Genomic DNA, 12,591 nt, shown 5'->3' with positions numbered 1-12,591 from the left:
TGCTGCCCGCACATCCTGTTTTTGATTTTCGGCAGGGATTGCTTTTCAAAAACCGCAATGTTACACTAATGAAAACGATGTGGTCGGATAAAAGTTCCGGCCGCGGCAACCCTAAAACAGGAAAATCATACGGCAGGCGGTGACAGCAGATGTTCAAAATTCCGGAAGGGCCACAGCAAATCATTCACATGCTGGAGGGCCGAGGCCACGAAGCGTATGTAGTGGGCGGCTGCGTGCGAGACAGCCTGCTGGGGATAACTCCCCATGACTGGGATATCTGTACCAGCGCGCTGCCGCAGGAAACCATCGCCTGCTTTTCAGAATTCCGGGTGATTGAAACCGGTATCCAACACGGAACCGTGACCGTCCTTCTCGAAGGTGAGCCATACGAAATTACCACCTACCGCACGGATGGCTTCTACTCCGATCACAGGCGGCCTGACCATGTAGAATTTGTGCGCAGCCTTCGACAGGATTTGGAACGCAGGGACTTTACCGTCAACGCGATGGCTTACCATCCGCAAAAAGGGTTGGTAGATTATTTCGAAGGCCAGACAGACCTTATCAACAAGCAAATTCGCTGTGTCGGCGATCCCGACCGGCGGTTTCAGGAGGATGCCCTCCGGATTCTGCGGGCGCTAAGGTTTGCTTCTGTTTATGGGTTCCGGCTGGACGATGCGACGGCGCGGTCGGCTTTCTCCAACCGGGAATTGCTGCGCTCCATCGCGGGGGAACGGATTCAGGAAGAGCTTTGCAGGCTGCTCTGCGGCTGCAAAGCCGGTGTCATGCTTACTCGCTTTACAGATATTTTTTCAATGTTTCTTCCCGAGATCGGGGAACTGGCGGCATTTTCAAAAAACGGTGCGGGATGGCCGGACGTCTGGGCAGAAACGGTTCGCGGCGTGTCAAGCGCGCCGGCTGACAGGCTTCTTCGGCTGGTCATGCTGCTCCGCGATATTGGAAAGCCTTTTTGCTTTACAGAAATCCGGCGAGGCAGCATGCGCTTTTACGGGCACGCAGGGATCAGCGCCGAGCTTGCCGGTAAAGCCCTGCGCAGCCTGAAATTTGACCGCGCCACGATCTCCACGGTCGAGGAATTGGTTGGCCTGCATAAAATCAAACTGATTCCAAGCGACAGATGTATCCTCCGGCAGCTCAGCCGGATAGGGGAGGCGCAGTTCCGCCGGCTCTTGGCGGTCAAGCGCGTCGATCTGGCGGCGCAGGAAAATGCGGAAAGAGATAAGGCCATGTGGAGACTGGACGCTGTGGAGAAGTGCCTGGAACGGGTGCTGGCGCAAAAGCGATGTTTCCGTCTGAAAGACCTTGCAATCAGCGGGCGTGACCTGATCATGGCCGGTATGCCTCAGGGCGTACAGATAGGAAACACCCTGCAAATACTGCTGCGGTTGGTAATCGACGGAAAGCTTGAAAACACACGGGACAGTTTGTTAGCTCATTGTTTAAAGGAGGGCTGGTTTGGGCATGAATATAAGCAAACAGAATGCCATGCAGATTGTAACGGAAATCAGCGGCATTATCCATCAGAATATTAATCTGATGGACGAAAGAGGGATCATTATTGCCAGCACCGACCCAAACCGGATCGGGGATTTTCATGCGGGAGCTTCCCAGGTGATCTCCCAGAATCTCGAGCAGCTGATCATCCGCAACGACACCGAATACACGGGGACTTTGAAAGGAATCAACCTGCCTATCCGTTTTGAGAATGAAATTGTCGGTGTCATCGGGATGACCGGGGAATACAACGAGGTTATGAAATACGGGCAGATTCTTAAAAAGATGACAGAGATTCTGCTTCTGGAGAATTATTCGAAGGAACAGAAGAAGATTGACGACCGCATCAAGACCCGGTTCCTTGATGAATGGCTTTTTGAGGATGTTCCGCTTTACAGCCAGCAGTTTGTCGAGCGCGGCGCAAGGCTCGGATTTGATATCACGATCCCGCGCAGGATTTTTGTGGCTGAAATTACCGATCTGAAAAAATACAGTGACAGCGCAGAAGGCCAGCGTAAGATTGATGAGGTGAATAAAATTGTACGCCGGCTGATGGAAGCCGATGCAAACAATGTATTTACGAAAACCGCTTCCCAGATGATCTGTCTGGTTCCGGCCTGCAGCGACTCAAAGATGCTCGCTGTTGCGGAAACAATCCAAAATCAAATTAAGAACACCTCCGGGCTGTTGGTCATGATCGGAATCGATGCGCGCAGCCGGGTACTGCATCAGGCCTATCTGAAAGCAAAAAAAGCTCTGCGCGCCTGCTCTCACTCACAGGATGGCAGCATCCGGTTTTATGGCGATATCAGTCTCGAAATTTTCACTGATGAAATTTCTCAGAGCTCAAAGAAAGAATTCCTCCAGAGAATCTTCCGGGGGATTCATGAGGATGACATCGCCTCCTGGGTGCACCTGCTTCGGACTTATTTGAGTGCAAACGGTTCCATAAATGAAACAGCCGCCCAGCTTTATATTCATAAAAATACGCTGCAATATAAGCTCCGGCGCCTGTACGAGCAGACAGGCTGTAATCCCCGCTGCCTGCCGGACGCCGCTTTATTCTATCTCGCCATCCAGTTTTATGATCAAATAAGCGATGAACACAATGATCTCTGACCGATATACCCAATAAATCTCCATAGACCTATCTCCTATTGTTACATATCACAATAATTATGCATAGAATATGTCTCACATAACATAGACGAAATGATGAATTTATTTTAAAATAGTAGTAAGTTTGCAAGAACCGCGGGATAAAAATATAGAATTCCCGCAATAAAATGGAGGTAGAGCATATGTCTGGAATCGGATTGATTTTCGCGTTTGTTGTTGCAATCATTGTCATGATCCTCGCTATTTCCAAACTCAAAATTCACCCGTTCTTATCGATTATGGGAATTTCCGTCATTCTTGGACTGCTTGCCGGAATTCCGCTTGTAAACCAAACCGCTGCGGACGGCACCGTAACGCTTGGGCTTGCAAATGTGATCGGCGCCGGCTTTTCGGGGACCTTTACCAGTATTGGTATCGTAATCATTTTAGGAGCGCTGATTGGCACGATTTTGGAGGCCACCGGTGCGGCGCTGAAGCTGGCTGACCTGGTCATCAAACTTGTGGGGCCAAACCACCCGGAGCTTGCTGTGGAACTGATGGGCTGGGTGGTATCCATTCCTGTCTTCTGCGACAGCGGATTTGTAATTCTGAACCCTATCCGTAAGGCGATGGTCCGCCGGACGGGCACAAGCAGCGTTGCAATGACAGTTGCTCTGTCTGCCGGTCTGTACGCTTCCCATGTGTTTATTCCCCCGACTCCCGGGCCTATCGCCGCGGCCAATACCCTGGGCATCGGGAATAACCTTCTGCTGGTTATGGGGCTCGGTGCACTGGTCTCTATTCCGGCTTTAATCGGTGCGTATTTTTATGCAAAATATATTGGGAAGACCGTCAAATCCGCGGATGAACTGAACCAGGACGAAACCGTAAAGACTTATGAGCAGATCGTGGCGGAATACGGCAAACTGCCCGGTTCATGGAGTTCCCTCGCGCCGATCATTGTCCCGATCCTTTTAATGGCGCTGGGGTCTGTCGCTTCCATGGCCAAATGGGAAGGAATGCTCTTTGATCTTTCTTCTTTCCTGGGTACACCGATCATTGCACTTGCCGTCGGCACACTGTTCGGTGTTTGGCTGCTGCATACTTCGCATAAAATGAATAAATTCTATGACCTAACCAATGACACGCTCAAAACGGTCGGCCCGATTCTGTTTGTCACCGCCGCCGGCGGCGTGCTCGGCAAAGTGATCTCCGTTTCCGGCATGGTCACCTTCATTACCGAAAATTCTTCCATGCTCGAAGCGATTGGCATCTTCTTCCCGTTCATCCTTTCGGCGATTCTCAAATCTGCGCAGGGCTCTTCCACCGTCGCCCTTACCACGACAGCCGGGATTCTCGCGCCTTTGATGGGTGCGCTGGGGCTCTCGTCCCCGGTAATGTCCGCCCTGACCGTTATGGCAATCGGTGCCGGCGCGATGACTGTTTCCCACGCGAACGACTCCTATTTCTGGGTTGTAACCAATTTCGGAGAAATGACACCGCAGCAGGGTTATAAAACCCAGACATTAGTCACGCTGGTGGAAGGCGTTTGTTCCATGCTGGGCATTTTCGTCCTTTCGCTCTTCCTGCGATAAATCGTTTGGATTCCGTTTGCGGATCTCACAGTGTGGGGCGGCAGCGCGGGCTGCCGCCCCACACGTTGTATACACACAGTTTTCAAGGAGGATTTCTATATGATGAAAAAAGTATTGCTGATCCCGGATTCTTTTAAGGGCACAATGAGCTCTTCGGAAATCTGCTCCATTATGGAGGAGCGCATCCACGCCTATTGTCCGTCGGCCGAAGTCATTTCCATCCCGGTTGCGGACGGGGGAGAGGGAAGTGTCGATTCGTTTTTATCCGCCATGCAGGGTGAAAAGGTATGGGTTACTGTCAAAGGCCCGTATATGGAGGATTTGCAGGCCTTTTACGGTCTGGTGGACGGCGGAGCCACCGCAGTGATTGAAATGGCGGCCTGCGCGGGACTTCCGCTGGTAGGCGACCGGCTCTGCGCAGAGAAGACGACAACCTACGGAGTCGGCCAGCTGATGGAACATGCGATCAGAAGCGGCTGCAAAAAGCTGGTTGTTGGCCTTGGCGGGAGCGCCACCAATGACCTGGGCACAGGTGCCGCCGCCGCTTTAGGCGTCCGTTTTCTCGATGCCGACGGAAATTCGTTCGTTCCGGTGGGGGAGACACTCTCCAAAATTCACAGGATTGACAAAAGTTCCCTGCTGCCGGAGCTCAAGCAGGTCAAAATCATCACGATGTGTGATATAGACAATCCGCTTTATGGCCCGAATGGGGCTGCTTATGTATTTGCTCCGCAAAAAGGCGCGGACCCCGCCATGGTGGAATTTTTGGACAGGCAGCTTCACGCTGCCGCAGACACCATCCGCGAGCAGTTCGATGTGGATGTGGCGCAGCTTCCCGGCGCGGGTGCGGCAGGCGGCATGGGCGGCGGCATGGTGGCCTTCTTCGGTTCCAGGCTGCAGATGGGAATCGAGACGGTTCTGGATACTGTCGGGTTCGACCGGTTACTGGAGGGTGCTGACCTGGTATTCAGCGGAGAAGGAAAGATTGACTTTCAGAGCCTGCGCGGCAAAGTGGTCATCGGCGTAGCGAGGCGCACGAAAAAGCAGGGAGTGCCTCTGATAGCCGTTGTGGGCGATATCGGGGATGATATCGAAGGTGCTTATGAGGAGGGCGTTTCTGCAATCTTTAGCATCAACCGTGTGGCGGTTCCGTTTTCGGAAGCAAAAAAGCGCAGCAAAAATGATATGAGCCTGACAATGGACAACCTCATGCGGTTTATTACGCAGATTTTCAAAGATTCATCAAATTCATGATTGTTTTAAAATAATTTCCTGCAGATTTCGTGAATAACCTGATTTTTTAAAGCAGATTATTTTTCTATTTGCAGTTTGAAGTTGACAGAGATTCATTTTTTTGTTATCCTATAAAAAGAGCAACGAGGCTTTTCAGCCCCGTTGCTCTTTCTTTTTAAAAACCGGTTTTGTGGTTGTGTTGCGCAGAGCCGGATATTACAGGGAGGTCTTATCATGGTTATGACGGTTGCATCGGTCGCTTTGCCGGTGCACGAGAAACTTTTTATTCAAAAAAACCGGATTTTGCCGCCGGTTCTTTCGGAATCCGCAAAACGCGTCTGCATCGTAACGGGAACGCACGGTGACGAACTGGAGGGGCAGTATGTCTGCTTTGAATTGGGCCGCAGACTTCAGAATGAGCATGAACACCTGAACGGCATTGTAGATATCTACCCGGCGCTGAACCCTTTGGGAATCGATTCCATTTCCCGTGGGATTCCGATGTTCGATCTGGACATGAACCGGATTTTCCCCGGTTCGGAGGACGGTACCAGCGCGGAATTCCTTGCGCACAGCATCATGCAGGATCTGGTTGGGGCAGACATGTGTATTGACATTCACGCCAGCAATATTTTTCTGCGGGAAATTCCTCAGGTTCGCGTTAATGAAACCTCTGCTGAAAAGCTTCTGCCGTACGCCAAACTGCTGAATACGGACTTTGTGTGGGTGCATGAGGCGGAAACCGTGCTGGAATCTACGCTGGCGTACAGTTTGAACGCGGCCGGAACGCCCGCACTGGTAGTGGAAATGGGAACCGGAATGCGCATTACGAAGGCTTACGGCGACCAACTGCTCGACGGTATTTTCGCTTTGCTTGCCAAACTCGATGTCTGGAAAGGGAACGTTTGCCCGCCCAAAGAGCCCGTCATTTCCACCGACGGGGAAGTGATGCAGGTTTCCTCCGATTGCTGCGGGATTTTTACCCCCTGCGCCCGCCATACCGCGCACGTACAGAAAGGCGAGCAGATCGGTACCATTTTTGACCCGCTCGCGGGTGAGATCGTAGCCGAACTGTCCTCTCCCTGTGACGGTTTGCTCTTTACGCTGCGCGACTATCCGGTGGTATATGACGGTTCCCTGATTGCCAGAATATTGGGAGGTGCGGTATGAAAGTCGAAACGCTTTTCTCCACCAAATCCTGCTACCGTGAACCACTGCGGATCGAAGGCTACCGATTTGGTTCCGGCACCAAATCGGCCTGTATCGTCGGCGGCCTGCGCGGCAACGAAATCCAGCAGGTTTATGTCTGCTCCCAGCTCATCCGGGAGCTCAAAGAACTGGAACGGCGCGGCGCAATCGTAAAAAACCACGAAATACTGGTGGTTCCCTGTGTCAACCGGTTTTCGATGAATGTGGGAAAACGGTTCTGGGCGGTAGACAACACCGATATCAACCGCATGTTTCCCGGCGACGCAAGCGGGGAAACCACACAGCGCATTGCCGACAGCCTGTTTCGACAGGTGCAGGGCTATAGCTACGGTATCCACTTCGCCAGCTTTTATATGCCCGGCGATTTTGTCCCGCATGTGCGGATGATGGATACCGGCTATCAGACAACCAGTCTCGGCAGCCTGTTCGGCCTGCCGTTTGTCGTGGTGCGCAAGCCGCGGCCCATCGATACTAAAACCCTCAATTACAACTGGCAGCTTTGGAATTCCAATGCCTTCTCCGTTTATACCAACGAGACCGACTGCATTGATGAGACTTCAGCGCGGCAGGCGGTTACCGCCGTGCTGCGGTTTCTGACGCGCACCGGGATTCTGCATTACAACTGCCACAGCGGCTACATGGCAAGTGTAATTCAGGAAGACAACCTGAGCACTATCCTTACGGATGCGGGCGGCATCTATCGCAGGCATAGGCACCCCGGCGACGCGGTGCTCCGCGGCGATCTGATGGCGGAAATTCTCGACCCGTGCAGCGGTGAAGTCCTTTCGGAAATCCGTTCTCCAACCGACGGCGTTTTATTCTTTGCGCATAAGGCGCCCCTTGTGCTGCAAAACACCGTCGCTTACCGGCTGATCCGCCGAATGCGCGGTTCCTTTTAAATACGATCAATTTTGCATAGCAAACGGCGATTCCTGCATTTAAAAATTATTTTCATGAAATATAAATAATATTCAAATACCTGAACGACGGTTTGATATTGACTTTGCCTCTTATTTATGTCATAATAGTTAATAATAAATATGCAGGAAATGAGCAATGACGCTTCAACTCTTAGGGGTTGGAGCGTCATTTTGTGTTTGTGTGTAACGGCTTGGCCGTGTCTGCCGAAAGGAGTTATCCGAATGATTAAGATGGCTGGGGTTCATAAATATTTTGGGAATCTGCATGTCCTCAAAGATATCAATCTGGAAGTCAAACAGGGGGAAAAGCTGGTGGTGATCGGGCCATCCGGTTCCGGAAAAAGCACCATGATCCGCTGTATGAATTTTTTGGAGGAACCAACATCCGGGCATGTATTTCTTGAGGGTACCGAACTGACCCAGAAAAACAAAACCGACCTGATCCGCAGAACAACCGCGATGGTTTTTCAGCAATTTAACCTGTACCCGCATATGACCGTACTACAAAATATTGCGCTGGCGCCGGTCAAGCTCCACGGCGTGCCGAAAAAAGAAGCGGAGGAGCAGGCGTTTCAATATCTTGACATTGTAGGGCTTCGGGACAAGGCACATGTCCATCCATCAACTTTGAGCGGCGGGCAGCAGCAGCGTGTAGCGATTGCACGGGCGCTCGCCACCCAACAGAAAATCATTCTGTTTGATGAGCCGACCAGCGCTCTCGATCCGGAAACAGTGCAGGAAGTGCTCGACGTCATGATACGCCTTTCTAAAGAAAACATCACTATGGTCGTGGTCACGCATGAGATGGGATTTGCCCGGCAGGTTGCCGACAGGGTGATCTTTATGGATGATGGCTCTATTCTGGAAGAGGGAAAACCGGAACATTTTTTCGAAAATCCGACGAATGACCGCACCAAGGCATTTCTCAGCAAAATTCTGAGATAGTTTTGAAAAGCGCAAGGCTTTTTATACAGAAGGAGAAAGGATGATTGTAATGAACTCAATCAAAAAATGGACTGCCCTGGCCTTAACCGGGATGTTGTTGCTTTCCACAGCCGCCTGCGGTACGCAGCAGGCACCCGCCGCTTCTTCCGCTCCGGCAGCCAGTACGGCGGCCTCCTCAGAAGCTGCTTCCGGCGGCCCGACCCTGGATAAAATCAAAGCGGCAGGCGTGCTGAAGGTCGGCGTAAAAGTGGATGTCCCGAATTTCGGGCTGAAAAACACCGCCAGCGGCGAAGTGGAAGGGTTTGAAATTGATCTGGCAAAACGGATTGCAAAAGATCTGCTGGGAGACGAAACCAAGCTGGAAACGCAGGCTGTCACCGCGAAAACGCGCGGCCCTCTGCTTGATACCGGGGAGCTGGATCTCGTAATCGCAACGTTTACGATCACGGAAGAGCGCAAGCTGACTTATAACTTCTCGCAGCCCTATTATACCGACGCGGTCAAACTGATGGTCAAAAAAGATGCCGGCATTACGGGGTTGAAAGACCTTGACGGCAAAACCATAGGCGTTGCGCAGAGCGCAACCTCCATGCAGGCAATTCAGGCCGCGGCCGATGAATTGGGCGTTAAGATCAAATTTGACGAATATCCCACTTATCCGGAAATCAAGGCGGCGTTGGATTCCGGCCGTGTCGACTGCTTTTCTGTGGACGGCTCGATTCTGAGCGGCTATGTAGACGATTCCACAGTAATTTTGGATGAAAAATATTCGCCGCAGGAATACGGTATTGCGAGCAAGCTGGACAACAAGGATCTGGCTGAATTCGTGGATGCCGAAGTGGCAGCATTAAAATCCAGCGGCGAACTGGATCAGATGATCGAAACCTGGGGACTCAATTGATTCAAGGCTGGCCGCACAGCCGCTTAGACCATCCGGAAAATCGGATGGTCTAAGCGGGTTTCTCTTAAAAATCAGGGCAAGACCGGAAGGGCGATGGTATTGTTATGAAAAGTTCACCTTTTTCAATAGACAAGTGGAGGATTCTGGCCGGCGAGTGGACAGCGCTTGGGAACGGGTTTCTGCAGACGCTTGCGGTTGCGGTCCTCGCGCTGCTTCTGGCGCTTGCCCTTGGCATCCTGTTTGGCATCCTGTCAACCTCCGGCAATAAGACATGCAAAGCCATCGGGCGGGTCTATGTGGAGTTTATCCAGAACACCCCGCTCGTCATACAGGTGTTTTTCCTGTACAATGGGCTGCCTTACCTTGGCATTATGCTGGGAAAGTTCTCAATCGGCGTTTTGGGCATCGGGGTTTATACCGGCGCCTATATCAGCGAAGTAGTGCGCACCGGCATCCAGTCGATCCCGGTCGGGCAGACGGAAGCCGCAAGGAGTCAGGGGTTTACGTATGTGCAGACCATGCGCTATATCATCCTTCCGCAGACGGTAAAAATTATTCTCCCGCCGCTGACTAATCAGGCGGTGAACCTGATTAAAAATACTTCTGTCCTTGCAATGATCGCGGGGGGCGACCTGATGTACCGTGCGGACAATCTGGCAACCGGGCGCCTGATCTACGGCCCAGCCTATATCACTGCCGGCATTCTGTACTTCCTGCTCTGTTTCCCGCTTTCGTCCTACGCGCGCAAACTGGAGCAAAAACTTAAGAAAAAGGAAGTACGCACGATCTCCCAGGCGGAGGCGGCAATCGCGCGGGATACCCCGATAGAAATCGTTCAGACAGGGAGGGTATAAAATGGAACTGCTTCAATCGATTTTTACCTATGATAATACGATGTTCTTGCTGGAGGGACTGCGTACCACCCTGTTTTTTGCCGGTTCCAGCATTTTGGTGAGTATCTTCTTCGGCATGATTCTGGGCCTGCTGCGAAACTACGACAGAGGCATTCTGGGGAAACTCGCGGCCGTCTACATCGAGGCGGTACGCAATACGCCGCTGATTCTGTGGATTCTGGCGATTCGCTTTCTCGTGCCGATCCCCGCAAACTATTCCGGCATCTGCTCGCTGACCATCTTTGAGACAGCGGTAATAGCTGAAATTATTCGTGGTGGCCTCAACTCAATCCCGCTCGGACAGTTCGAGGCGGCGCATGCACAGGGCTTCACCTTTTTTCAGACGCTGCGTTATATTGTCATGCCGCAATGTTTCCACAATATCGTCCCATCGCTGCTCTCACAGGTTATTACCACCGTCAAGGACTCTTCTTTCCTGTGGGCGGTCGCGATTGAGGAATTTACCGGCAAAGGCATGATTCTGATGGGCCGATTCGCATCCTCCTCGCAGGTTTTCCTGTTGTTCGCCTCTATGGCGCTGATTTATTTTCTCATCAATTTTTCGCTCAGCCTCATTGTGCGAAGCCAAAGCGGGAAAAAGCCAAAGCTTGCACCCGCTGTATAAAACAAAAACCCTCCCTCCGTCACCGCGGAGGGAGGGTTTTATCGGACTTACAGCCTGATTATTTTTGTCGCAATCTTTTCAGTGAACGCGGCGTCGTGTTCCACAAACAAAAGCGTAGGAGAATAGGACAACAGCAATTCTTCCACCTGCATCCGAGAAAATACATCAATAAAGTTCAGCGGTTCATCCCAGAGATAGATATGCGCTTTCTCGCACAGGCTTTTTGCAAGCAGCACTTTTTTCTTCTGACCGCCGCTGAAATCCTGCATGTCTTTTTCAAACTGTTCCCGCGCAAAGTCGAGCTTGCGCAGGATGGCTTTGAACAGGCTCTCTTCAATTCCTTGTTTTTCTGCAAAATCGGACAGGCTGCCCCGCAGAAATGAGGTGTCTTGAGATACATAGGAGACCACGAGACCGCTTCCGGCTGAAAAATCCCCTGTGAATGTGATATTCTCACCGCGAATCAGTTTCAGTAGGCTGGTTTTTCCGCTGCCATTTCTGCCGCACAGTGCAATTCTGTCTCCCTGCTCAATTGTAAAGCTCACCGGCCCGCATACCTTTTTATCCCCATAGAAGACAGATACCTTATCGAGTGAAATCAATTTATTTGTATGGTAGGGGAGAGGACTGAGTTTCAGGCTGTCCGCGCTTTCGATATTTTTGAGCAGGCGGGACTTTTCTTCTGCGGATGCGGTTCGACGCTCCTCAATTGCCTTGGAGCGTTTCATCATCTTGGCGGCTTTATGCCCCACATAGCCTTTATCAGGCTTCAGGCCGCTGGCCTGTTTGCCGAATTTGGTCTTTTCCACCCGGTCAGACCAGTCGGCTGTCCGTTTTGCCGCGGCGGAAAGCCGTTTGATATCCTGCTTGAGTCTGTCATTTTCCGCCAGCTCAAAGCTATCCTGCATCTGTTTATTGGCCCACCAGGAAGAGAAGTTTCCCTTTTGAATTTCGATGTTTGTTTTGTTAATGGACAGGATATGATCGACACAGCGGTCCAGAAACGCCCTGTCATGGGAAACAAGAATGAATCCTTTTTTGGATTTCAGATAATTCCCGACAAGCCGGCGCGCATCCGCGTCCAGATGGTTTGTCGGCTCATCAATCAGCAAAAAGCTGTTTTCCTTTAAAAACAGCGCCGCGAGCAGTACCTTGGTCTGCTCCCCATTGCTCAGCGTCCCAAAAGGCCGGTTGAGGACCTCTTCGTCTACTTGCAGCAGGGACAGCTCCCGCAAAAGCTCCCACTGTTCGCAGTCAGGATGGATTTGGCCGATCAGTTCTCTTGTCGCCCTCGTTTTATCGGATACTTCAAACGGAAAATATCCAAATTCTACACTCGCAGAGATTTGCCCCTGGTAATCAAATTTACCAAGCAACAGATTTAAAAAAGTGGTTTTTCCTCTTCCATTCCTGCTAGTAAAACCCAGTTTCCAGTCTGTATCAATCTGAAAAGAGACCTGTTCAAAAACATTGTCATAGCTGCCTTCATAGGCAAAAGTTAAATTGGAAACGTTAATCTGTGACATTAGGCGTGCCTCCTGTAAAAGAAATGAGCTGCGGGAAAGCATCTTCCCGCAGCTCATAACATACAGCGCAACACAGCCTGTTCAGGCAGAGAAACCCCTGTATCGTCTGAGAGAAAAGATACCGTAACCTT

At 51.3% G+C, this 12,591-nt stretch carries 11 protein-coding genes; 10 read left to right on the top strand and 1 reads right to left on the bottom strand.

Features of this window, described 5'->3' with window-relative positions:
* Positions 1 to 149 precede the first annotated feature (149 nt).
* The 10 genes from C1A10_RS01000 (at position 150) to C1A10_RS00955 (ending at position 10,934) form a co-directional block, all read left to right on the top strand.
* Positions 150 to 1,553 (top strand): CCA tRNA nucleotidyltransferase, encoded by a 1,404-nt coding sequence (locus C1A10_RS01000; RefSeq protein WP_101908448.1) that lies wholly within the window; start codon positions 150 to 152, stop codon positions 1,551 to 1,553.
* Positions 1,483 to 2,634 (top strand): CdaR family transcriptional regulator, encoded by a 1,152-nt coding sequence (locus C1A10_RS00995; protein ID WP_101908447.1) that lies wholly within the window; start codon positions 1,483 to 1,485, stop codon positions 2,632 to 2,634. The genes C1A10_RS01000 and C1A10_RS00995 overlap by 71 nt, the downstream gene beginning before the upstream one ends.
* A 182-nt stretch (positions 2,635 to 2,816) precedes the next feature.
* Positions 2,817 to 4,208 carry a GntP family permease gene (locus tag C1A10_RS00990; protein WP_101908446.1) on the top strand — a complete coding sequence of 464 codons (1,392 nt, stop codon included), beginning with the start codon at positions 2,817 to 2,819 and terminating at the stop codon, positions 4,206 to 4,208.
* Positions 4,209 to 4,310: 102 nt separating this feature from the next.
* The gene (locus tag C1A10_RS00985; protein WP_101908469.1) at positions 4,311 to 5,462 is read left to right on the top strand and encodes a glycerate kinase family protein; all 1,152 of its coding nucleotides are present in this window, start codon (positions 4,311 to 4,313) and stop codon (positions 5,460 to 5,462) included.
* 213 nt (positions 5,463 to 5,675) lie between these two features.
* Entirely contained in the window at positions 5,676 to 6,611 is a 936-nt protein-coding gene (locus C1A10_RS00980; protein ID WP_101908445.1) for a M14 family metallopeptidase, read from the top strand.
* Positions 6,608 to 7,549: a M14 family metallopeptidase gene (locus tag C1A10_RS00975; RefSeq protein ID WP_101908444.1), complete on the top strand. Its 942-nt coding sequence runs from the start codon at positions 6,608 to 6,610 to the stop codon at positions 7,547 to 7,549. The genes C1A10_RS00980 and C1A10_RS00975 overlap by 4 nt, the downstream gene beginning before the upstream one ends.
* Before the next feature lie 243 nt (positions 7,550 to 7,792).
* Positions 7,793 to 8,515 carry an amino acid ABC transporter ATP-binding protein gene (locus C1A10_RS00970; protein ID WP_101908443.1) on the top strand — a complete coding sequence of 241 codons (723 nt, stop codon included), beginning with the start codon at positions 7,793 to 7,795 and terminating at the stop codon, positions 8,513 to 8,515.
* A gap of 49 nt (positions 8,516 to 8,564) precedes the next feature.
* On the top strand, positions 8,565 to 9,416 hold the full coding sequence (locus tag C1A10_RS00965; protein WP_101908468.1) for a transporter substrate-binding domain-containing protein: 852 nt from the start codon (positions 8,565 to 8,567) through the stop codon (positions 9,414 to 9,416).
* A gap of 104 nt (positions 9,417 to 9,520) precedes the next feature.
* Positions 9,521 to 10,270, top strand: coding sequence for an amino acid ABC transporter permease (locus C1A10_RS00960; protein WP_101908442.1), 750 nt, complete (start codon positions 9,521 to 9,523; stop codon positions 10,268 to 10,270).
* A gap of 1 nt (position 10,271) precedes the next feature.
* Entirely contained in the window at positions 10,272 to 10,934 is a 663-nt protein-coding gene (locus C1A10_RS00955) for an amino acid ABC transporter permease (RefSeq protein WP_101908441.1), read from the top strand.
* 47 nt (positions 10,935 to 10,981) lie between these two features.
* Here C1A10_RS00955 and C1A10_RS00950 read toward each other — a convergent pair whose 3' ends face one another.
* Positions 10,982 to 12,460 (bottom strand): Lsa family ABC-F type ribosomal protection protein, encoded by a 1,479-nt coding sequence (locus tag C1A10_RS00950; RefSeq protein WP_101908440.1) that lies wholly within the window; start codon positions 12,458 to 12,460, stop codon positions 10,982 to 10,984.
* Between the last annotated feature and the right edge of the window lie 131 nt (positions 12,461 to 12,591).

This window comes from Marasmitruncus massiliensis (genome assembly GCF_900186535.1).
Classification (GTDB): Bacteria; Bacillota; Clostridia; order Oscillospirales; family Ruminococcaceae; genus Anaerotruncus; species Anaerotruncus massiliensis_A.
Note: the sequence above shows the minus strand (reverse complement) of the source record. Positions and strands in the feature narration are given on the sequence as shown.